The organism is Caballeronia arvi (assembly GCF_001544695.2).
Lineage (GTDB): Bacteria > Pseudomonadota > Gammaproteobacteria > Burkholderiales > Burkholderiaceae > Caballeronia > Caballeronia arvi.
The window spans coordinates 120,415-142,260 of record NZ_FCOM02000015.1; the positions used below are offsets into that span (position 1 = coordinate 120,415).

Genomic DNA, 21,846 nt, shown 5'->3' on the forward strand with positions numbered 1-21,846 from the left:
AGGAGTCCGCGATGGCAGGCCCCATTCGTTCCAGCATGCGCGGCAGTTCGCGCCGCGCGATGTCCGATATCAACGTCGTGCCGTACATCGACGTGATGCTCGTGCTGCTCGTCATCTTCATGGTGACGGCGCCGCTCGTTTCGCCGTCGATCATCAATCTGCCGACCGTCGGCAATGCGCAGCCGCAGGAGCAGCAGCCGCCGCTCGTCATCAACATCAAGGCAGATGGCAGCATGAACGTCCGCTACAAGGAAGAAGGCGGCGCGACGCAAGAGCAGAAAATGACGATGAAGGACCTAGATAGCTTCGTGCTGAATCGTCAGGAATCGCATCCGGATCAGCCCGTCGTGATCGCGGCGGACAAGACCGTGAAGTACGAAGTCGTGATGAACGTGATGTCCGATATGAAGGCGCGCGGCGTGAAGCGCGTCGGATTGCTCGTCAAATCGCAATGACCCTTTTGCACAGGCAGACACGCGCATCGTCCGCGCGACCGATTCGCCCGCCGCGCGAGCGCGGCACGGGCAAGGCGTTCGCGCTCGCGGCGTTGATGCACCTGCTGCTCGGCTGGTTCCTGTACCACGGCATCAACTGGCAGAACAACACGCCGGCAGGCGCGGAAGCAGAAATCTGGACCGAGATTCCGGACACGCCCGCGCCGACGCCCCGCCCCGCTCCCCCGCCGCCCGCGCCGGTGAAAGTGCAGCCCGCGCCGCCGCCCGCTAAGGACGAGGATGCGGACATCGCGTTGCAGGAGAAGAAGCGCAAGCAGCAAGAAGCCGCCGCGCGCGAAGCTCAACTGGCAGAACAACGCCGTCAGCAGCAAGAGGCGAAGCAGGAAGCGGAAGCCAAGCGTCAGCAGCAACTCGCGGCGCAAGCCGCGCAGCAGAAGGCGATGCAGGACAAGCAGAAGCAGATCGAGCAGCAGCGTCAGGCCGACCTGCAGAAGCAGCAGCAACAGAAAGCGCAGCAGGACAAGCAGCGCCAGCAACAGCAGGCCGAAGCGCAGAAGCAGGAGCAGGTGAAGGAACAAAAAGAGCAAAAGGAACAGCAGGAAGCGAAGGCGAAGGCCGACGCGCAAGCCAAAGCCAAGGCTGAGTCCGACGCCAAGGCGAAGGCTGCAGCGCAGGCGAAAGCCAAGGCCGATGCGGAAGCGAAGGCGAAGCTCGATGCCGAGCGCAAGTCTCGCCTCGCGCAGTTGCAAGGGCAGCTGGGCGGCGGCACGGCGGGCAGCGGCGAAGGGCTCGCGAAGAGCGGCACCGGCAAGGGAGCTGGCGGCAATGCGACCTCTCCGGGCTACGCCGAGAAGGTGCAGCGCCGCGTGCGGCCGAACATCGTGTGGGCCGGCGAAACGGCCGGTCTGGAGACCGTGGTGTCGGTCCGCTGCTCGTCGTCCGGCACGCTGCTTTCGGCGAACATCACCCGCTCGAGCGGCAACGAGCAGTGGGATCAGGCTGCGTTGCGCGCGGTGCAGCGCTCGGATCCGATGCCCGTCGATATCGACGGCAAGGCACCGGATCACTTTACGATCACGCTGCGCCCGGCGGGAGGCTGACCGGCGCCCGCAGCGAGCCGCTGCTGGCGGGAACGATTTGTGCAAGCGCGGGTCTGTTCTGCAGCCCGCGGACACTTAAAACGCTTTTATCTGGAACCTATACAGCATGAGTTTGATGACGAAGCTTGGCCTCAAAACGCTGGTCGCGTCCTGCCTGATCGCAGCCGGCACTGCCGCACACGCCCAGTTGAACGTGCTCGTGACCGGCGTCGGTTCGACCCAGTTCCCGATCGCGACGGCCAATTTCGCCAATGAAGCGAATTCGCCGCAACAGATCAGCGCGATCATTCGCCAGGATCTGCAGAGAAGCGGCAAGTTCACGAATATCGATGCGGGCAGCGCGCCCGTCGCTGAATCCGACTCGGTCGATCTCGGCGCATGGAAAGCGAAAGGCGCGGATGCGTTCGTGTCGGGGAGCGTGAACAAGCTGCCGAACGGCCAATACGAAGTGCGCTTCCGTCTCTACGACACAGTCAAGCAGCAGAATCTCGGCGGCCTGTCGCTCGTCAGCGCCGAAAGCGGCCTGCGCATGAGCGCGCACAAGATTGCCGACTACATCTACGCCAAGCTGCTCGGCGGCCGCGGCGTGTTCGCGACGCGTCTGTCCTATGTCATTCAGACGGGCGGACGCTATCAGTTGCAGATTTCGGATTCGGACGGCCAGGACGCGAAGATCGCCCTCTCCAGCCCCGAGCCGATCATCTCCCCGGCGTGGTCGCCGGACGGCACGAAGGTCGCGTACGTGTCGTTCGAGAAGAAGAAGCCGGTGGTCTACATCCACGATCTGCCTACGGGCCGTCGCGTGGTCGTGTCGAACCAGAAGGGCAACAACAGTGCGCCGGCGTGGTCGCCTGACGGCCGCAAGCTCGCCGTCGCGCTCTCGCGCACCGGCAACACGCAGATTTTCGAAGTCAACGCAGACGGTTCCGGCCTGCGCCGTCTGACACAAGGCAGTTCCATCGATACCGAGCCGGCCTTCTCGCCCGATGGCAGCTCCATCTACTTCACGAGCGATCGCGGCGGCCAACCGCAGATCTACAAGATGCCGGCGGCCGGGGAAAGCGCCGGCGCGGCCCAGCGGGTCACCTTTGCGGGCAGCTACAACACGAGCCCGCGCGTGAGCCCGGACGGCAAGCAACTCGCGTACATTTCGCGCACTGGCGGCGGCTTCAAGCTGTATTTGCAGGACCTCGCGTCCGGCACGGCGACGGGGCTGACCGACACGACGCATGACGAATCGCCGAGCTTCGCGGCGAACGGTCAGTACATCCTCTACGCCACCCAAGTGAACGGACGTGGCGTGTTGGCAGCCGTTTCGACCGACGGTCGTACGCGGCAAGTCTTGTCAGTTCAGGGCGGTGCGGTGCGCGAGCCGTCCTGGGGTCCGTTCATGCAATGAGTTCAGCAATAACGTTTCACATACAACGTTCAGCTACAACAAGGAGAGGTACCATGATGTCGAAACTTCGTATCGGCCTGGCAGTTGCGATGGTCGGCGCATTGGCGGCGTGTCACTCGGGCGTGAAGCTCGACGAAGGCCAGAACAAGGGTGCAGTCGGCACGCAGCCGAACCCGACGGACGTGAAGCAGGTCAACATCGACCCGCTGAACGATCCGAACAGCCCGCTCGCCAAGCGCAGCATCTATTTCGACTTCGACAGCTATGCCGTGAAGGACGACTATCAGCCGCTGCTGCAACAACACTCGTCGTACATCAAGAGCCATCCGGAGCGTCACGTCCTGATCCAGGGCAACACCGACGAGCGCGGCACGAGCGAGTACAACCTCGCGCTCGGCCAGAAGCGTGCGGAAGCCGTGCGTCGCGCGATGTCGCTGATGGGCGTCGCCGATTCGCAGATGGAAGCCGTGAGCCTCGGCAAGGAAAAGCCGATGGCGACGGGTCACGACGAGTCGTCGTGGGCGCAAAACCGCCGCGCCGACCTCGTCTATCAACAGTAACGTAACCAGTCACGGGTGAGTCGCCCTATGTTGTATCGCTTTCCCTTGCTGCGCGTAGCCGCAGCCGCGTGCGTGGTTGGCTCCACGATGCTTAGCGTGCCCGCGCACGCCGGCGTCTTCGACGACAACGAAGCGCGTAAAGCCGTGCTCGATCTGCGCACGAAGACTGATAGCTTGTCCAGTCAGTTGCAGGCTGCGCAGCGCACGATCCTCGATCAGCAGAATCGTATCGACCAGCTCAATCAGCAGGTTGCAACGGTTCGCGGCCAGAACGAGGATCTGGCCAATCAGGTCGCGACGCTGCAGAAGCAGCAGAAGGACTATTACGCCGATCTCGACACGCGCTTGAAGAAGTTCGAGCCGCAGCAAGAGACGATCGACGGCGTGACCGGTTCGGTGCAGCCCGGCGAGACGGAAGCGTTCAACGCAGCGTCGACTCAGTTCCGTAACGGTGACTACAAGAACGCCGCGGCGTCCTTCAAGGCGTTCGTGGCGAAGTATCCGCAAAGTCCGTATCAGCCGACGGCGCGATACTGGCTCGGCAATGCGCTGTATGCTCAACGCGACTACAAGGCATCGACTGCTGTCTGGCAAGACCTGGTAAAGAGTTATCCGACGCATCCGCGGGCGCCCGAGGCGCTGCTTGCGATCGCGAACAACCAGATCGAGCAAGGCCAGAAGGCGGCTGCAAAGCAGACGCTGCAGCAGATCATCTCGCAGTACGCCGGTACGGAAGTCGCGCAGACTGCGCAGAGCAAGATGTCGCAGGTGAAGTAAGCGGAGCTTTACGATTCTTTTGAGCTTTGCGCCTCTCGAGAAGAATGCCTGCGGGCCGTGACGCCGCAGGCATTTTTTCTTTCGATGTTCGAGCGGTCGCTTGGCCAGGCCTCTTGACATCAATCGGCTTCGCCGATTATAATTTCGCCTCTTTCGGGTCGTTAGCTCAGCTGGTAGAGCAGCGGACTTTTAATCCGTTGGTCACAGGTTCGAATCCCGTACGGCCTACCAAAAGAATCAAGCAGATAGCCCATCCTTCACCGGATGGGCTTTTTGTTTTGTGCGGTCATGTAGGCACTGTGTAGGCAAATTCGAGCAACGTCGAACGCGCCTCTCGCGCTAATAAGCAGTGCTGTTGGAATTTTCCGACGCGTGAAGACTCAACGACAAATTTTGACGTTTGTCATAGAATCAGCATTGCGGGGTGGTGCCGTATTCTGTGAAGTCCGGCGCGTGGTTGCGTCGGGACAGGCTTGGCAGCCTGATAGTGAGTTTTTCAACCCGCGACGCCCGCGCACTGCGGGCTAGCGTTAGAACCCCGCGCGCCGATTGACCGTCGGCGCATGGTGCTTGCGTTCGCCTATGGGCGGGACGTGGCAGGGAACCCGCAAGGGTTGCCGGTAATGGTTGTACTCACCCGGTCTGCCAACCTTGTCACTGTTCCCGCCCGCCCCTTCGTTCGAAGGGTGCGGCTCCGGGCTTCACACAGGAGCGGACAGCATGAAAGAAAAGAAGAAGGCGAAAGCGGCGACCAACGAGGCAACCCGCGACCAGAACACGCTTTCATCAAAGGCACGCAATGCGGAGCGTCCGGGGTGGACGTCGATACTTGAACCCGGCGCTAAACCCGGCTATCGCGGACCGCACCATATGACGATGCCAAACATTGACGGTCAGGCACGCGCAGCCTTCGCGCTTACGGGACTCATCACGCTTCTGCGCCTCTTATCCGACGAAGAACAAGCCACACAAGCCATATACAGAACTCTGGACCATTGGGAGCTATCCGCACTCTTCGGCACGCTCGAATGGATGGCTCGGGATGCGCTCGTGGCGATTGAAGAGCTTTGACCCATGGCCCCGCATCGCGCGAGGGTGGAATCTCATCGACGGACGTAGCGCGGATCAGGCGGTTCCTTCCCGCGCTGCGCGATATGACGAAACGCGGGTTCTTTCGTGAAATATGAACCCGTCCGCATGCGAATATTCTCCGCGCCGGTAGCGCGCTAGCATTCCCCGCAAGATACCCAAGACGCGACAGGCGTCCGACAGTGACATGAACGCCCGCCCGGTCTAGTCGCAGACTTGTACGGTATGGCGGGGCATGCACGCGGTAATTGGGCGCGCATACCGCTGCAACGGGAAACCGTAGTCCAGCAATTGCAGAACTACATCGAGTTCAGCAACAGGCACTGCGACGAACGGTGCATGATAGGGATAGAGCGCATACAGATGACGGGAAAGCGTGGCGCGGGCGGCTCACGAAACGGCGGGTGGTGTGATTCATCGATCGAAGCCGTGCCGCGGAGGCACGGCCTAAATGCCCTTCTGCGTGCGCCGCTAATTACGATCTACGATAACGAAAGCGTGCCTGGGGCCGCCACAGACTCCAGGCGACGCGATGAGTGTTGCAGCGTCCAGAGTAAGTCGTTTGTAAGACCCATCCGACTGAGGCTCAAATTGCAGTATGGCTCCGCCGTATGTGCAGCGCCATGAGAATACAGACTTGGATTGCGCGTGATAAACCGGAGCAACCGAGCCTGGCGCTTGGCTGTCTGTGAACAAAGTTCGACCTGTTTTCGGATCGTAGAGTTTAAGTACCGTCGTATTCGAACCTGTTTGACTGAAGGACAGCACCGTGCCGTCCTCCGTGGGGACAAGGTTCGTACCTATTGTTGACGGTACGGTGGAGACAAGCTTGCGGTTGTTCGTGTCTATATCTAGTTCAACAACGCTGCGATCAACGTCTTTTTCGTCCAGCAAACTTTCGAAAGTAATCTTCTTTCCATCGCGAGAAAGGATAAACTTAGCAAAGAAAGATATATTTTGGATGCGCGGCCCAAGATCCCATGTTCGTGCAACCTTTCCCTGATCGAGATTGATTTGATGCAGAAGTATTCTGTTTGTAGCGTACTGGGAAAATTCCACATAAACATTAGCCTTGTCGTCGAAAGCAACGAGATTACTCCCTTTCGTTCCCCCAGAATAGGGAAGCTCAATGGTTTTAGATAACGCACCGGTTTCAGCCGAGAAAACACGAATCCGATAGTAGTCGATCACATATATAATGGAACCGTCTGGCGACGAGTAATGTTCGGCCTGACTCACCTTGATCATCGGCGTTATTCTGGAAACCGAGTTGCTGGCGGTGTCAATAGTCACTAGATCACCGTTTGTTCCCTGACCCTTATCAAGAAAAACAAATAACTTATTTCCGTTCGAATTTGAAAACATTGCAGTCGGTTCGCCGGATGGAAGATCAACCGTCGCTTTGCGCGTTCGCGTAGAAAGATCAAACGCTTGAATCTGTGCGGGCAGACTTTGGCGCAACACCGTGTACAAGGTGCCCTTAGCCTTCGGCATCCCGTAGAACTTCTGCACCATCTCGATGTCGGTTGGACTGAGCTTGCCATCGCCATTCCACTTCGGATTGCAATAGTTCATGATCGACGCCAAATCCCATTCGCCAATCAGAGTGTCACCGTTCCCTCCTTGCGGAGCCTTCTCGCATGTATTCGGCGTGTCTGGGCGGTTTTGCTCATGCGCGAAACCTAACGCATGGCCAAATTCATGCGCTGCAATGGTCTTGATACAGAATTCTCTGCGACCATTGCAACTTGGGCTCCAATAGTTGAATGTGAAATTCAACTGCATGCCAGGCATATATTTGCCAGCCCAAACGCCGAAATACGACCACGGTCCATCGGAGGCGTCATCTTTTAAAGCGATTCGAATTGAATTAGACGCGCTCGAATCCCCGCACTTTTCCCATCCGGAAAATTCGACCCCTGAATTGGCCACCCAAGTTTCTTCTACAGATGAGCGTACCCAGCCTCGCTCTTGGGAAGTGCGACCGAATTCGTCGTCGTTCAGCATCCAGCAGACAGGAATGGGTATTTGCGGCCAGATTACAGTCGATAAAGCGTATCCCTTGACTGTTGTCTTCGGAGTCGACGCGGCCTCTTCAACCACTGCCTTGCTCACGGCAGACGCGGCGGGATTACTGAGATTGTTGCCATCTCCGCATCCTGATATAAATAGCACTGCTAATAAACAGATAAAAAATCTCGTTATTTGACTAAACACAAGTGTCCTCCGATTTTTTGCGTCGCGGAATGATGCGCAATAGAGTGTAGTGCAGCAACGAAAGGAGAACGAAATTTATATTACTATTTGTTTCACGGTTGCGATGGCAACTTGCAGCCAGAAATTGAATTGAGCCGGGCTGAGTTATATAAGCCGCCCCATGTCGATGGGGAGGTTGCATGAAATCCGAAACACTCAATCGAGACACAATATGTCCCGTTGCCGCCTATAATCGGCCTCATCACCCAGTCCCACCGACGCCATGACCTCCAGCCTCGATGAAGCCATCCTCCGCGTGCTGCCCACCGAACGGGACGCAACCGCCTGGCTTTCGACGCCCGAAGTACGCAGGCGTCTCGAAGAGCGCGGCCATCGCGTCGGCTATACGAAGAAAGTGCAGCGCCATCTGACCGCGCTCGAAGCCGACGCACGCGTCGTATCGATGCTCAACGGACGCGAACTCCTCTGGCAGCGCAAGCCGTGGCTGCACGGCTTGCAGGAAGGCATGAGCGGCCTGATGAGCGCGTCGGAGGCCGTGGCGTTTCACATACTGCAGCGCTTCGCGGGCAACAAGCTCCCGAACGCGGTCACGCGCGACATCGATCCTCTCTTCAAGGCGGCCGAATCCCGGTTGTCGCAGGAGAAAGCGGACAGCCGCATCTATCGCGCGTGGGCGGACAAGATCGATTCGGTGGACGGCGCCTTCACGCTGATCCGCCCGAAGCTGCGTCCCGAAATCTTTCAGACGGTGGCCACCGCCACGTTCTTCGAACGCGAACTGCTCGTGCAGTACCGCGCCGCGTACAAGATCGACAGCAGCGATTCCCCGAAAACGCGCAAACTTTGGCCGCTCGCGCTCGTCGAATCGGCCGGCGTGATGTACATGGTCGCGCAAGACCCGAATCGCGCGCCGCGTCCGGAGAAAGGCGAAACGCAATGGCTGCGCACGCTCTACCGGCTCGATCGCATCCGCTCGGTGACGGAGTCGGGCGAATCCTTCACGTATCCAGAGGACTTCAAGCTGCGCAAGTACATTGAGACGCAGCAGGTATTTGACTTTCTGCCCGAGCCGCCGGTACGGCTCGAACTCGCCTTCGATGGCAACGCGGGCAATCAGCTGCGTGAATCGCCGATGTCGAAGGATCAGCTCATCGACACGCTGCCCGATGGCCGCATGAAAGTCACGGGCACCGTCACGCCGAGTCTCAAGCTGCGCTGGTGGCTGCGCGCGCTGGGCGCGGGCGTGGAAATTCTCTCGCCGCAAGCCTTGCGCGACGAATTCGCCGAAGACTTCCGCAGACTCGCGAGCCGATATGGTCAGGAGGACGCGCAATGAACGACGCTGCGCTTCTCGCGCAAGCCGCCGGCTGGCTTCGCGATGCCGACGGTCTCCTGATCACGGCGGGCGCCGGCATGGGCGTCGACTCGGGACTGCCGGATTTTCGCGGCCCGGAAGGCTTCTGGCGCGCGTATCCGGCGCTACGGCGTCACGGCTTTTCGTTCGAGGAGATGGCGAATCCCGAAGGCTTCGTGCGTCATCCGCGGCTCACGTGGGGCTTTTACGGGCATCGGCTGGCGCTGTATCGCGCGACCGTGCCGCATGACGGCTTTCATGCGTTGAAATGCTGGGCCGCACGCATGCCGCACAGCGCGTTCGTCTTCACGAGCAACGTCGACGGGCAGTTTCAGCGCGCCGGCTTCGCGCCGGAACGCGTGGCCGAGTGTCACGGCGCGATCGACGCGCTGCAATGCATCGACGCCTGCACGAGCGATATCTGGCCCGCCGACGGCTTCGAACCCATCGTCGACGAAAGCCGCTGCGAGCTCGTCAACGCGATGCCGCGCTGTCCGCATTGCGATGCGCTCGCGCGTCCGAACATCCTCATGTTCGGCGACTGGAACTGGGTCGAGACGCGCTCCGCGCAGCAAGAGCGCAGACTGGCGACGTGGCTGCGCGACGTCGAAAGACTCGTGGTCGTCGAAGTCGGCGCGGGGCGCGCGCTGCCCACGGTCAGGCGCTTCAGCGAGCGCAACGGGCCGCGCGTCATCCGCATCAATCCGCGCGAGCACGCGATCGCACCGAATACAGGCGTCGGCATCGCGGGCGGCGCGCGCGATACGCTGCTGCGCCTCGACGCGATGCTAAACGTGTAAAACCCCGTCAGCTCATGTAGCGCACGTTGACCCGCGGCCCGAACACGTCGCGGACGATATCGACGAGATGATCGTGGTGGCTCAGAAAGATCACCTGCGTACGTTTCGCGATGTGCGCGAGCACGGCGAGGCCGGCACGCGCGCGGCCATCGTCGAAGTTGATGAAGAGATCGTCGGCGACGAACGGCAGCGCCGACGCCTTCTCGGCATGCTCTTCCAGCGCCGCAAGCCGCAGCGCGAGGTACAACTGATCGCGCGTGCCTTCGCTCATCCCCGAAATGTCGACATGCTCGCCGCTCGAACGGATCGCGGAGAGCGCCATCGGCTGCCGGTCGTAGTCGACGATGAGTCGCGAGAACGCGCCGAGCGTGAGTTCCGAGAAGATCGTGCTCGCGCGCGACAGCATCGGGCCCTGACGGCGCTCGCGATAACGGTCGATCGCCCATTTGAGCAGCGTCGATGCCGTCTCGACTTTCACGAAGCGCTCGGCGGCATCCGACATTGTGGCGAGCGCTTCCTGGCGCTTCGCTTCGGCGCGCGCGGCGTTCGCTTCGCCGGAAATGGCGGCGAGCTCGCGGCGCGCGGCATCGAGCGCAGTCGCCGTTTCGCCGGCGATTCGCACCGACTCCGACAGCGCCGCACCGATGCGCGAAAGCTCGGCCTGCACGTTCGCCATGTCCGCGCCCTCCACTTCCGCGACGAGCTCGTCGAGCGTCAGACCGTCGCCGCCCTTGATGAGCGCGGCGCGCGCATCGTCCGCGGCGGTGCTCAGCTCACGCTTTTTCTGCGATCGCGCGATCAGCGCCTGAAGCACGTCGGGCGTATCGACGCCAGCCAGATCGTAGAGCGGACGCAGCGTTGCCTTCGCTTCTTCCACGTCTGCGGCGGCTTTGCTCTCCTGCTCGCTCGCGGCCGCGTGCGTCTTCTTCAAGCGCTCCAGTTCGGCGTGCGCCGCGCAAGCGCGATCGAGGCGCGCCGACAGTTCCGTCGAGATTGCGTTTGCGCCGAGCATCGCGAGCGAATCGTCGAGTTCGCGCGCAAGCTGCGACGCATCGGCGTCGAGTGCATCGAGCGCCGCGCGCATCGCGTCGATCTGACCGGTGCGCATCGTATCGATTTGCGTCAATTGCTCGCCGATCTTCTTCACGATGTCGATAGCCGCTTCAGCCGCCGCCTGCGAATCCGCCGCGTTCGCGAGACCCGCCTTCGCAAGCGCCGCCGACCACTCACGCTGCCAGCGCTCGAATGCGTCGCGGGCGGCTTTTGCCGCGCTTTGACGCACGACGCACTCGGCTTGTGCTTCGTCGAGTTGCGCTGAGACGTTGCGCCGCGTCACGGCAGCTTCATCGATAGCCGCAATATGCGCCTCCGCCATGTCGCACAGCATGTCGAGATCGGCGCGCGCGTCCGCTTCTTTCAGATGCCGTGCGAGCTCGTCGCGCCGCGCGGCGGCATCGGCGGAATCGCGCTCGCGTTCCTCGGTGCGCGCATCGAGCGTTTGCGCCGCTGCCAGCACCTTCTCGCGCGATGCGATCCACGACGACGCATCGTCCAGCGACATCTCCGCGACCTGCGATTGCGCCGCGAGCGCGCGCCACGCATCGTCGAACTTCGTCAGCGCCGATTCGGCTTTGCACACGCTCTCCTCGCGCCGCACGAGCGTCGCTTCCTCACTCGCGACGCGCCGCTTCAGTGCCGCGAGCTGCGTCGCGTGACCGACCGAGCCGAGCTGACGATCGGCGAGCCCGTCAGCCGCGTGCATCGCGGTTTCGAATCCGGGCGCGCCCTGATCGAGCGCGAGATCGCCCGCTTTGATCGCGCGCCACGCGGCATCGCGCGTCGTGCGTGCGTCGCGAACCTGATCGCCCGTTACGACATCGTGTGTTTCGACGAGATCGTCGAGTTCGGTTCGCGTCGCGTGCAGCGTCTCCCGCGCTTCCTGCACGCGATCAGTGGCGAGCGTCAATCGCGACGTCAGTTCCTGACGTTCCGCGCGCAATGCCGCGATGCGCTCCGCTGCCGGCAACGTCATCGACTTCAATTCGACGATCGGCCGCGACCATCGTCCAAGCGACGCGATGCCCGCGTCGAGCGCGTGCCGCGCGTCGCGCCTCGCGTCTTCGAGACGCTGCATCGCCGCGCTCGCATCGCGATACTTCTGCGCGGCGCGCAACGCAGCGCGCAGTGCCGGCGGCACATCGCCGCTCGCGATGGCCATGAGCCGCGCTTTCAGCGTGTCGATCTGCGTCGCGCTGTCTTCCGCCGCCTGCTGCGCGTTGCGCGCCGCGAGTTCGAGTTCGCCGCGCTCGAGCATCAGGCTCGTGACCGTCTGCAGCGCGAGCGTGCCGGGCATTGCGCGGCGTGTGCCCGCTTCGTCTTGCGGCCAGCCGAGCTGCGCGCCGTCGTGCACGATTTGCCGCAAACGCATGTCGACTTCGAGTTCGAGCCGGGCAATATCGCTCGCGTGATTCGTGCAGCGCTGCCGCGTGGTTTCGAGTGCACGAATGCGGGATTGCACCTTCAACAGACCGTGCTCGATGTGCACCGCGCTCAGCTCGGCCTGCAATTGGCCGGCATTTTTCGCGTGCAGGTCCAGGGCGGTTTGCGCGGCCGCGAGCCGCGTCAGCGCGTCGTGCAGCGTCGCTTCGGCGTTCGCGGGCAGATCGACGGCATCGCCCAGTTCGCGCAAATCGGCCGCCTTTTCGCGCCACGCGTTCAGAAACGGCGCAACGCGCCTCATGCGTTCGAGCTTGCCGCGCTGCGCTTCGAGCCCGGCGCGGCGCGCATCCTGCTCGCGGCTCAGCTCCTCGGCTTCTTCGACCGCCACATGCGCGCGACGCCATTGCGCCGTTCTTACGCTCGCCGCCTTGAGTTCGGCGGTGGCTTCGTCGTACTGCTTCAAACCGACGTAATACGCGCGATCGCCCGACTTGCGCTTCGCCCAAAGACGATCGGCTTCGTCCGCGAGACGCTGGCGCACGTCGCCGAGACTGGCAATGCCCGCGGCCGACTGAAACAGCACCTGCCCGACATCGCTCGACGCATCGAGAATGGCTTCCCCGCCACGGCGCAGCGCGTCGTGATCGAGGCAGTACATCTGCTCGAAAAAACCTTTGTCGGCAGCGCCGAGAAACGGCGCGAGCGCGTCGGCGGGCAGCGCGTCGCCGTCCGGCATCGAGAGCGACGACTTGCGGCTCTTCGAGCGGTGAAACGCCAAAGTCTCGCCATTCGTTTCGATGGACGCGCCCAGCCGCAAGTCGCTTTGCGGATGCACGAACGCGAGCGGCGAGCTGTGCGGCATCCCGAAGAGCAGTTCCGAGATCGCGTTTTTGATGGTCGATTTGCCGGCCTCGTTCGGCCCGACGACGAAGTGGAAGTCGTGTTCCGCCGCCGGAAATTCGACGGCGTGATCGGTGAACTTGCCGTAGCGGATGAGTTCGAGCTTTCCGATGCGCATTCGTTACTCCGCGTCCGCGAGTTGCGCGATCAGGCCGGAACGCACGTCGCCGACGAGCTTCGCGAGCTCGCCGTTGCGCACCTGCTCCAGTTCGGGCACGAACTTCTGCAACTCACTCGGCGCCTGCGACGCCAGCGCGATGAGCTTGTCCTGCAGCATGCTCAGAAACTCCGGATCGGACTCGGCTTCGATCAGCAGGCCGTGGAGATCGGCGAGCGCATCGGCGCGGCCCGCTGCCGGTTCGCTGTGTGCGAGCGGCTCGGTCGCGATCCTCACTTTCTCGAGCCAGAGGCGGTCGTGGCTGATCGCCGCGATCTGCGCGAGCACTTCCGCGCGCAATTGCGTTTCGAGACCGAACAATTCGCCGTGCGCGCCGGTCGCGCCGGTGATCGTCACGCGCACCGCGTGCGGCACGTGCGATGCGGACGCTTCGACGAGCGCTTCGAGCGCACGCCCGGCCGCGCGCGCGACTTCATCGAGCGTGCTGGCCTGCGATGCGTCGACGGTGACGGATTCCCAGCGCAGCACGTCGATGAAAAGCCGCTCGACGCTCACCGCTTCCGACTCCGATACGGTGACGATCACCGCACCGCGCCTTCCCGTTTCGCGAATGTTGCGTCCTTGCAGATTGCCTGGAAACACGATGGTCGACGCGTCCTGCCAGATTGCGTAGTCATGCACATGGCCGAGCGCCCAGTAGTGATATTCCTTCGCGTGCAGTTCGGCGACCGAGCACGGCGCGTAGCTCGCGTGCATCGAACCGCCTTCGAGCGCGGTATGCAGCACGCCGATGTTGAAATAGCCCGCGACAGGCGGCGGATAGGCGGTGACGAGATTCGTCGTGACCGCCTTTTCCTTGAAGCTGTGACCGTGCAGCGCGACCTTGAGCGCGTCGATGCGGAACGTCTGCGGCTTTCTCGTCGAGAACGTGTAGACGTTGTCGGGCAACTGGAGCTGGCTCGTCATTTCGCTTTCGGCGTCGTGATTGCCGAACAGCACGTAGACCGGAATGCCCGCGCGACGCAGGCGCCCCATCTCGCGGCAGAAGAAGATGCCCGTGTTGTGATCGCGCCAGGTGCCGTCGTAGAGATCGCCGGCGATCACCATGAAATCGACCTGCTCGTCGACCGCTATGGACACGAGCTTCGAGAACGCCTCGCGCGTCGCCTGGCGCAGCATGTCGGCGGGTGCGTCGGCGTAGGCGGAAAGGCCGTGCAACGGGCTGTCGAGATGAATATCCGCTGCGTGAATGAAGCGCATGTGTCTCCCCTTTGAGGATGTCTTTCTGCCCCGCATCGTTGGGGACGACGATCATATCAGCCGATTCGGACACATCGCGTCCCGGTTCGTGATGACGCTTCGAGACGTGAAATGTCCCGCCTCGCGCTCAGAATCCATCGCTCGGATTCAACGCGACACGAGGCCAAAACGATGAACGCGACACTCGAACGAGACGCCACGATCACGAGCCCGTACACACCCCGGAATGTCGATGCCGCGATCGGGCATCTGGAGCGCGTGCTCTCGGCGGAAGGCGCGAACTCGCTGTTCGGCCAGACCTACTGGCGCACCCGCGTGCGGCAGGTGAGCGCGACGCGCGGCTTGCAGCGCGAGCAGCGCGCGCGACTGGAACGGCTGATGAAACTGCTGTCGGACGCCGGCTGCGTTCAGGCTTTCGAGCGCTGAACCGCCTGCGCCAGCTCGACGAATTCAGCTACCGGCACTTCCTCGGCGCGGCGCGCGAGATCGAAGCCGAGTGCGTCGAAATCGATCGTGTCGCGGTACGCGCCCAGGTTGTTGCGCAAGACCTTGCGGCGCTGCGCGAACGCGGCTTTCACGACATCGCTCAACACGGTTTCATCGACTTCGGGCAATTCGTGCGGCGCGAACGGAATCATGCGCACGATCGCGGAATTCACTTTCGGCGGCGGATTGAACGACTCGGGCGGCACGTCGATCATCTTGTCCATCACGTAGCGATATTGCAGCATCACCGAAAGACGCCCGTAGTCCTTGCTCGCGGGCTCCGCGATCATGCGCTCGACCACTTCGTCCTGCAGCATGAAATGCTGGTCGATGACCTTGTGCGCGAACGTCGTCAGATGGAACAGCAGCGGGCTCGAAATGTTGTACGGCAGATTGCCGACGATACGCAGCGTCGGCTTATCGCTGTCTGCACCTTCGAGCGCGAGCGCGCCAAAATCGAAATCGAGCGCGTCCGCGGAATGCACGACGAGCCTGTCGCCAAAGCGCTTTTCCAGCCGGCCGATCAGATCGCGGTCCAGTTCCACCGCATGCAGCGGCGATTCGGGCGTCGCGAGCCGCTCGATCAGCGGCTCCGTGAGCGCCGCGAGCCCCGGCCCGATCTCGACCATGCGCTCGCCACGTTTGGGCGCGATCACATCGACGATGGAATCGATCACGCCCTGATCGACGAGGAAGTTCTGCCCGAAGCGCTTGCGCGCGAAATGGCCTTGATGTTTGGTCGACATACCGATTCGAATGAATGCGCGCGCGTTCAGGCGCTGCGCTTGTGGCGCGCCATCGTGACGGCGGCGTCGATGGCGGCGATCATGCTGCCCGGATCGGCGCGGCCCGTGCCGGCGAGATCGAGCGCGGTGCCGTGATCCACCGACGTGCGGATGATCGGCAAGCCGAGCGTCACGTTGATGCCTTCGCCGAAAGTCGCGTACTTCAGCACCGGCAAGCCCTGATCGTGGAACATCGCGAGCACGCAGTCGGCATCTTTCAGATAGCGCGGCTGGAACAAGGTGTCCGCGGGATACGGGCCGGGCGCGTCGATGCCAAGCGCGCGGGCGCGTTCGAGCGCGGGCGTGATGACGTCGATTTCCTCGCGGCCCAGATAGCCGTTTTCGCCCGCGTGCGGATTCAGGCCGGTCACGAGAATGCGCGGCACGGCGAGACCGAAATGCGCGCGCAAATCGTGATGAATGATGGTGAGCGTTTCGACGAGTCCGTCGATGCTCAGCGCCGCCGATACGTCCTTCAGCGGCAGATGCGTCGTCGCGAGCGCGACGCGCAACGGACGCTCGCTCGAACCCGCCAGCATCATCACGACGCGCGGCGTGTTCGTGCGCTCGGCGAGATATTCGGTGTGGCCGGTGAAAGGCACGCCGGCATCGTTGATCGTGCTCTTTTGCAGCGGCGCAGTGACGATGGCGTCGAAACGGCCGGACACCGCGCCGTCGATCGCGGCATCGAGAAGGCCGAGCACATAGCGCCCGTTGGCGGCATCGAGCTTGCCTGGCTTTGCAGGCACGGCGAGCGCGTAATGCTCGATGTCGATCGCATCGCCCGCCGCGGGCCAGGCGCCGCCTGCGCGCGACGTCAGCAAGTCGCGATCGCCGAGCACCGTGAAATGCGCCGACGGCCAGCGCTCGCGTGCCGCCTGGAGCGCGGCCGCCGTCAACTCCGGACCGACACCGGCCGGCTCGCCAGTCGTGATGGCGATGGCGAGCGGTCGGGCGTCGGCGGCGCTCATGGTGTTACTGCTGTTGGGCAGCGATGCCCTTGTACTGCACGTACGCGGTGTCGCGCAATTCGCGCAGCCAGTCGGAGTACGCCTGCTCGGCCTTGCGCTGGCCGATCGCCTGACGCGCGATATCGAGCTGCTGCGACGCGGAGCCTTCCGCATCGCGGCGGCCGAGCACCTGAATCAGGTGATAGCCGTATTCGCTTCGCACCGGATCGCTGACAGCGCCGTCCTGGAGATTGTTCATCGCGCGCTCGAATTCGGGCACCGTTTCGCCCGGGCTGATCCAGCCGAGATCGCCGCCCTGCGACGCCGAGCCGTCCTGCGAATAGGTGCGTGCGAAGTTGGCGAAATCGCCGCCGGCGATCACCTGCTGCTTGATGTCGAGCAGCTTCTGGCGTGCGGTCTGTTCCGACATACCGTCCGACACGCGCAGCAGAATGTGACGCACGTGCGTCTGCACGAGCTTGGGCGCGTCGCCCGGCGTGCCCTGGCTCGCGCGGCGATCCACCAGCTTGATGATCTCGAAGCCGCCGTCGGTGCGCAGAAGTGTCGGCACGATCTGGCCCGGACGCAGCGGCGACACGGCCGTCACGATGCCCGCCGGCAGCGTGGCCGGTGCACGGTAGCCGAGATCGCCGCCCTTGCTCGCGTCGGTGTCCTGCGAATTATCCTTCGCGAGCTTCGCGAAATCGGCGCCGCCTTGCGCCTGCTTCAGCACCGCGTCGGCCTTCGTCTGAACTGCCTGAACCTGGGCCTCGGGCGCGTCGGACGCGACCTTGAACATGATGTGCTGCAGACGCAGATCGCTCGTATTGCGCGCGCCCGGACCGCGCTGGCTCGCGATGTAGTTCGCCACTTCGCCATCGGACACGGTGACCTTGCTGTCCACTTCCTTCTCGCGCAGCTTGGAGAGCGTGAGTTCCGTGCGCGCGTCGCGCACGAAGGTGGACCAGGGCACGCCCTGCGCCTCGATGCGCGAGCGGTAGACCTCGAGCGTCATCTGGTTTTGCTGTGCGAGACGCGCGAGCGTGCGGTTGACGGTGGCGTCGTCGATGACGATGCCGTCTTCCTTCGCACGCTGCAACTGGATGCGCTCGAGCACCATCTGATCGAGCACCTGCCGCTGCAACTGGTCCGCGGGCGGCACCGGCGCGTTCTGCTGCTGCAGACGTTTGGCGATGAGCGCCGTGCGCTCTTGCAGTTCGCGCTGCGTGATGACGCCGTCGTTCACCACCGCGACCACGGAATCGGCGAGCTGCGCATTGCGATTCGACAACGCCTGCGCACCGGCCGGCGAACTCAGGATCAGCGCGCCAACGAGCACGCCCGCTGCGATTGCCGTCGATCGAAACTTATTCACGTTTGCCACAGATACTCCATCAAATACGGGCTTGACCCGTTCGTGTCCTGCTTGTGTGTGCCGCCTGCGCGGCCCTCGGCGCCGCGCTTCGTTGCCTTCCGCGGAATGCCCGATGCCGTTCGCGAACGCTCGTTCCGGCCTCACTCGTAATCGCTGTACCGGGAGAGCGGCGGCGCGGCCGGCGGCGGCGGCTGATAACCCTGCACGCTCGCGCGGAACGCGTTGACGAGGCCGTTGTCGACGTTCGACAGGCCCTTGAACGTCAACTGCGCGAGCACGCGCGTGCCCGATGCAGGCTGGCCGGAGGTGTTCACGCCGTTCGCGTAACGCTGCATGCCGAAGCCGAACGCCCAGCAGTCGGCATCGTACTGGAAGCCCAGGAGCCCGTCGACGAGACGATGGCTCGCGAGATCATAATTTACGCGGGCGACGGCATAGAGGCGATTCGAGAGCGGCCACTCGCCGGACAACAGAATCTGGTTGATCGGCTCATTCACCAGCGTGGTCTGATTCGACCGCGTATAGCGATAGCCGATGTTAATGACCCTGCGTTCGCCGGGACTGAACGCGAAACCGATGCTCGAGCGCACGAGCTGGTTGTTGTCCACATTATATTGGAACGCGGTTTCCGAAGCGAAACCAGCGCCCAGCTTGATGGCCGCGCCCGCGATCAGGTCCGAGTGTTTCGCCTGCTCGGGCAACTGACCCGGCGTGATCGTGACGCGCTGACTTTGGAAATAATACTGCTGCGCGATGACAAAGCGCGCACGCTCATCGCCCGTCGCCGGGTTGATGAAGCGCGTCGTCAAACCCGCGGTGATGCGGTTCGCGTCCGCGATCCGGTCGTTGCCGACGAACGTGTTCGGCGTGTAGATCTCGGCCAGGCCGAAGTCGGCTTCGGCCGTATCGAAGATCGGTGCGAAGTCCTGATTGTGATACGGCGTGTAGACGTAATAGAGCCGCGGTTCCAGCGTCTGAATGTAATCCTGGCCGAAGAGCCGCACCGAGCGGTCGAACACGAGGCCCGTGTCGAAGCTGAGGGTCGGTATCGACTCGGTGAAATTCTTCGGCTGCCCTGTCACGGGCGGCGACGAGCCCGCCACCTGAGTCGTCGCGATATGAGCCAGGTCGTACGATGCGAAGTGCCACTGCACCTTCGGCGTGACGAAATAGCCCGGCGCGTTGACCCCGTAGCTCAGGTACGGATTGAAGTACAGCCGGTTTCCGTCGGTCGCGCCTTCGGTGGTGATCGTGAAGCGCGTGGCGTCCGCCTCGAAACCGTAATCGAAGCCGCCGACGTTGTACTTGTTGTACTGAACGTTCAACTGCGGCTCGCGCGCGTACGGCGGAGTCGACGGCTGCAGCGTCTGCCAGCGCTGCTCGCGCGCGAGCACCGACCACGGGCCGTTGGTGTACGTGAGCCCCGCTTCCTGCTGATACAGCAGTTGCGTGCCGTTCAGGAACTGATTCGACGCGTTGCCCAGGTCTTCCGGATATTGATCGTCCGAAACCTTGTTGTAATTGACGTAGCCACCGAAGCCGTTACCGAAATTCTGCCGGTGCTGCCAGAAGATCGCATAGCGGTTCGTATGCGTCTCGCGATCGTTCGGCAGATAGTTGACGTCGAGCGAACCCGAATACGTGGGCGATAGATAGCGGTACGTTGCTTCCCCGAGCACGCCACGCTGCGTCATGATGCGCGGCGTGATAGTCAGATCGCGATTCGGCGCGATATTGAAATAGTACGGGATCGTCGCTTCGAAGCCGGTCGTGGAGCTCAGCGCGAAGGTCGGCGGCAGCAGGCCGCTGCGACGGTCGCCCGTCAGCGGAAACGACAGCCACGGGCTCGCGAACACGGGCACGCCCTGGAAGAACAGCACCCCGTTGTGCGCGATGCCGTCCTCGGCGCCGGTGTCGAAGTCGAACGACGTGCCCTTGATGTACCACGCCGGATCGGATTCGCACTGGCACGCGGTGTACGTGCCGTGATCGACGCGTGCGCGCTCGTCGTCGATCATGTCGATGCGCTCGGCGCTGCCCGAACCGCCCGTCAGGTTGAAGCGGTACTTCGGGTTCGTCATGAACCCTTCGTTGGCCTCCACCTTCAAATGCGCTTCCGGACCGATGAACGACACGCCGTTATTGATCAGCCTGACATTGCCGAAAGCATCGGCCATGTCCGTATCCTGGTCGTAATGCAGCGCGTCGCCCTTGATGACCGTGACCGTGCGCCGGATTTCCGCCGAACCCTTCGCTGCCATGTCTTCGTCGGACGTGCCGGTGGCCTTGTCGCTCAGCAGGAACGTCGATGGCTGTTGACCGGTTTGCAGCGGGCGCTCTTCGAGTTGCGGCGCGAGACGCAGGCTGCCGGGACCGTCGAGCGGCTGGGGATACGCTGCATCGCCCACGAGCTGAGCATGCGCGAGAGCGGGCATCAGGCCCGGAACGGACAGAAGCGCGGCAACGAGCCGCCGTCTGCGTGGCTGAGCGTCGCCTTTTTTCAATACGGGAAACTGTCGTGGCGGCATGTATGGGTGGCGGTTCGATCCCGTTCGCGTCCCACGCGCTCGATGCCGCCGGGCAGGCGGCCGTGCCCGTACCGCAGTCGAACTTGACGGTCCGTTGCTAAGCAGGGACGACACTCGATCGAACGGTGACGCGCACAGTCGTCGGGGGCCTGGCGCCAGGCGTGAAACGGATCGCTTCAAAAAGTCGTGGGGTATTATATGGCAAGATGTTTTGCTCCTCGAATTTATGACGCATATTACTTCCGACGCCCGACTCACTCAGCTCCGCTCGTGGCTCGAAAACGTCGCCGGTCGCTATCGGTTGAACGTCGCGAGTCTCGCTCCGGCCTCCACCGATGCCAGCTTCAGACGCTACTTCCGGCTCGAATGCGATTCGGAGTTCGGCAAGACGCTCATTGCCGTCGATGCACCGCCGCCGGAAAAGTGCCGCGAGTTCGTGCAAGTCGCGGGGCTGCTCGAAGAGGCGGCTGTCCATGTGCCGAAGATTCTCGAGGCCGATTTCGAAGCCGGCTTCATGCTCGTTACGGATCTCGGCACGACGACTTACATTTCCGTTCTCGACGAAAAAAACGCGCGCCCTATGATGCGCGCGGCGATCGACACCCTGATCCGCTTTCAGCAAAGCTCCCGTGAAGGCGTCCTGCCGCCCTTCGACGAGGCGTTTCTGCGTCGCGAGATGGAGCTGATGCCCGAGTGGTTCATCGGCCGGCATCTGGGTCGCGAAGTCAGCGCCGATGAACGCAAGACGCTCGACGATACCTTCACGCTGCTCGTGCAAAGCGCGCTCGCGCAGCCGCAGACCTTCATGCTGCGCGATTTCATGCCGCGCAATCTCATGGTCTGCGAGCCGAATCCCGGCGTACTGGATTTTCAGGACGCGGTGTATGGCCCCATCACCTACGACATTGCGTCGCTGATGCGCGATGCGTTCATCAGCTGGGACGAGGAGTTTCAGCTCGATTGCTTCGCGTACTACTGGGAGCGCGCGCGAAAGGCCGGCTTGCCCGTCGACGCGGATTTCGGCGAGTTCTACCGCCAGCTCGAATGGATGGGCCTTCAGCGGCACATCAAGGTGCTCGGCCTGTTCGCGCGCATCCACTATCGCGACGGCAAGCCGCGCTATCTCGCCGATCTGCCTCGTTTCATCGGTTATGCCCGCAAGGTTGCGGAACGCTATGCGCCGCTGTGGCCGTTCGCGCGTCTGCTCGATTCGCTGGAAGGCCGCGCGATCGAAGTCGGTTACACCTTCTGATT

17 protein-coding genes and 1 tRNA gene are annotated in these 21,846 nt (G+C 62.6%); 11 read left to right on the top strand and 7 right to left on the bottom strand.

Going from position 1 to position 21,846, the window contains the following annotated elements; translation table 11 throughout:
* The first annotated feature begins 11 nt into the window (after positions 1-11).
* From tolR to AWB74_RS19050, 7 genes are all read left to right on the top strand, one after another.
* Entirely contained in the window at positions 12-455 is a 444-nt protein-coding gene (gene tolR, locus AWB74_RS19020) for a protein TolR (protein ID WP_061148281.1), read from the top strand.
* A complete protein-coding gene (tolA, locus tag AWB74_RS19025) occupies positions 452-1,555 on the top strand; it encodes a cell envelope integrity protein TolA (RefSeq protein WP_061148282.1) in 1,104 nt (367 codons plus the stop codon). The genes tolR and tolA overlap by 4 nt, the downstream gene beginning before the upstream one ends.
* Positions 1,556-1,661: 106 nt before the next feature.
* Entirely contained in the window at positions 1,662-2,954 is a 1,293-nt protein-coding gene (gene tolB, locus AWB74_RS19030; RefSeq protein WP_061148283.1) for a Tol-Pal system beta propeller repeat protein TolB, read from the top strand.
* A gap of 53 nt (positions 2,955-3,007) precedes the next feature.
* Positions 3,008-3,514, top strand: coding sequence for a peptidoglycan-associated lipoprotein Pal (gene pal, locus AWB74_RS19035; RefSeq protein WP_061148284.1), 507 nt, complete (start codon positions 3,008-3,010; stop codon positions 3,512-3,514).
* A gap of 27 nt (positions 3,515-3,541) precedes the next feature.
* A complete protein-coding gene (gene ybgF / locus AWB74_RS19040) occupies positions 3,542-4,291 on the top strand; it encodes a tol-pal system protein YbgF (protein ID WP_061148285.1) in 750 nt (249 codons plus the stop codon).
* 155 nt (positions 4,292-4,446) lie between these two features.
* Positions 4,447-4,522: transfer RNA gene (locus AWB74_RS19045), tRNA-Lys, on the top strand.
* Between the two features lie 489 nt (positions 4,523-5,011).
* A complete protein-coding gene (locus AWB74_RS19050) occupies positions 5,012-5,362 on the top strand; it encodes a hypothetical protein (protein ID WP_061148286.1) in 351 nt (116 codons plus the stop codon).
* A 489-nt stretch (positions 5,363-5,851) separates the two neighbouring features.
* Here AWB74_RS19050 and AWB74_RS19055 read toward each other — a convergent pair whose 3' ends face one another.
* Entirely contained in the window at positions 5,852-7,495 is a 1,644-nt protein-coding gene (locus AWB74_RS19055; protein ID WP_143749279.1) for a M12 family metallopeptidase, read from the bottom strand.
* A 364-nt stretch (positions 7,496-7,859) separates the two neighbouring features.
* Between AWB74_RS19055 and AWB74_RS19060 the strand changes: the two genes are divergently transcribed.
* Entirely contained in the window at positions 7,860-8,933 is a 1,074-nt protein-coding gene (locus AWB74_RS19060) for a helix-turn-helix transcriptional regulator (protein ID WP_061148288.1), read from the top strand.
* Positions 8,930-9,751 (top strand): SIR2 family NAD-dependent protein deacylase, encoded by an 822-nt coding sequence (locus tag AWB74_RS19065; RefSeq protein ID WP_061148289.1) that lies wholly within the window; start codon positions 8,930-8,932, stop codon positions 9,749-9,751. The genes AWB74_RS19060 and AWB74_RS19065 overlap by 4 nt, the downstream gene beginning before the upstream one ends.
* Before the next feature lie 7 nt (positions 9,752-9,758).
* Here AWB74_RS19065 and AWB74_RS19070 read toward each other — a convergent pair whose 3' ends face one another.
* Both AWB74_RS19070 and AWB74_RS19075 read right to left on the bottom strand, forming a co-directional pair.
* A complete protein-coding gene (locus AWB74_RS19070) occupies positions 9,759-13,208 on the bottom strand; it encodes an ATP-binding protein (RefSeq protein ID WP_061148290.1) in 3,450 nt (1,149 codons plus the stop codon).
* Between the two features lie 3 nt (positions 13,209-13,211).
* Positions 13,212-14,468 (bottom strand): metallophosphoesterase family protein, encoded by a 1,257-nt coding sequence (locus tag AWB74_RS19075; RefSeq protein ID WP_061148291.1) that lies wholly within the window; start codon positions 14,466-14,468, stop codon positions 13,212-13,214.
* Positions 14,469-14,639: 171 nt separating this feature from the next.
* Here AWB74_RS19075 and AWB74_RS19080 point away from each other — a divergent pair, with 171 nt between their 5' ends.
* Positions 14,640-14,894, top strand: coding sequence for a hypothetical protein (locus AWB74_RS19080; RefSeq protein WP_061148292.1), 255 nt, complete (start codon positions 14,640-14,642; stop codon positions 14,892-14,894).
* On the opposite strand, the gene rsmA is transcribed toward AWB74_RS19080, so the two are convergent.
* From rsmA to AWB74_RS19100, 4 genes are all read right to left on the bottom strand, one after another.
* Positions 14,876-15,700 (bottom strand): 16S rRNA (adenine(1518)-N(6)/adenine(1519)-N(6))-dimethyltransferase RsmA, encoded by an 825-nt coding sequence (gene rsmA, locus AWB74_RS19085; protein WP_061148293.1) that lies wholly within the window; start codon positions 15,698-15,700, stop codon positions 14,876-14,878. The genes AWB74_RS19080 and rsmA overlap by 19 nt on opposite strands.
* 26 nt (positions 15,701-15,726) lie before the next feature.
* Complete coding sequence (gene pdxA, locus AWB74_RS19090) at positions 15,727-16,710, bottom strand: 4-hydroxythreonine-4-phosphate dehydrogenase PdxA (RefSeq protein WP_061148294.1); 984 nt, start codon at positions 16,708-16,710, stop codon at positions 15,727-15,729.
* A gap of 4 nt (positions 16,711-16,714) precedes the next feature.
* Positions 16,715-18,073, bottom strand: a complete 1,359-nt coding sequence (locus AWB74_RS19095) for a peptidylprolyl isomerase (RefSeq protein WP_061148295.1) — start codon at positions 18,071-18,073, stop codon at positions 16,715-16,717.
* A 131-nt stretch (positions 18,074-18,204) separates the two neighbouring features.
* Complete coding sequence (locus tag AWB74_RS19100; protein WP_061148296.1) at positions 18,205-20,592, bottom strand: LPS-assembly protein LptD; 2,388 nt, start codon at positions 20,590-20,592, stop codon at positions 18,205-18,207.
* Between the two features lie 226 nt (positions 20,593-20,818).
* On the opposite strand from AWB74_RS19100, the gene AWB74_RS19105 reads away from it, so the two are divergent.
* Positions 20,819-21,844 carry an aminoglycoside phosphotransferase family protein gene (locus AWB74_RS19105; RefSeq protein ID WP_061148318.1) on the top strand — a complete coding sequence of 342 codons (1,026 nt, stop codon included), beginning with the start codon at positions 20,819-20,821 and terminating at the stop codon, positions 21,842-21,844.
* Positions 21,845-21,846 lie beyond the last annotated feature (2 nt).

Coding starts and splice junctions, on each gene's coding strand:
- tolR (WP_061148281.1), top strand. CDS start 12: ATGGCAGGCCCCATTCGTTCCAGCATGCGCGGCAGTTCGCGCCGCGCG.
- tolA (WP_061148282.1), top strand. CDS start 452: ATGACCCTTTTGCACAGGCAGACACGCGCATCGTCCGCGCGACCGATT.
- tolB (WP_061148283.1), top strand. CDS start 1,662: ATGAGTTTGATGACGAAGCTTGGCCTCAAAACGCTGGTCGCGTCCTGC.
- pal (WP_061148284.1), top strand. CDS start 3,008: ATGATGTCGAAACTTCGTATCGGCCTGGCAGTTGCGATGGTCGGCGCA.
- ybgF (WP_061148285.1), top strand. CDS start 3,542: ATGTTGTATCGCTTTCCCTTGCTGCGCGTAGCCGCAGCCGCGTGCGTG.
- AWB74_RS19050 (WP_061148286.1), top strand. CDS start 5,012: ATGAAAGAAAAGAAGAAGGCGAAAGCGGCGACCAACGAGGCAACCCGC.
- AWB74_RS19060 (WP_061148288.1), top strand. CDS start 7,860: ATGACCTCCAGCCTCGATGAAGCCATCCTCCGCGTGCTGCCCACCGAA.
- AWB74_RS19065 (WP_061148289.1), top strand. CDS start 8,930: ATGAACGACGCTGCGCTTCTCGCGCAAGCCGCCGGCTGGCTTCGCGAT.
- AWB74_RS19070 (WP_061148290.1), bottom strand. CDS start 13,208: ATGCGCATCGGAAAGCTCGAACTCATCCGCTACGGCAAGTTCACCGAT.
- AWB74_RS19075 (WP_061148291.1), bottom strand. CDS start 14,468: ATGCGCTTCATTCACGCAGCGGATATTCATCTCGACAGCCCGTTGCAC.
- AWB74_RS19080 (WP_061148292.1), top strand. CDS start 14,640: ATGAACGCGACACTCGAACGAGACGCCACGATCACGAGCCCGTACACA.
- rsmA (WP_061148293.1), bottom strand. CDS start 15,700: ATGTCGACCAAACATCAAGGCCATTTCGCGCGCAAGCGCTTCGGGCAG.
- pdxA (WP_061148294.1), bottom strand. CDS start 16,710: ATGAGCGCCGCCGACGCCCGACCGCTCGCCATCGCCATCACGACTGGC.
- AWB74_RS19100 (WP_061148296.1), bottom strand. CDS start 20,592: ATGCCGCCACGACAGTTTCCCGTATTGAAAAAAGGCGACGCTCAGCCA.
- AWB74_RS19105 (WP_061148318.1), top strand. CDS start 20,819: ATGACGCATATTACTTCCGACGCCCGACTCACTCAGCTCCGCTCGTGG.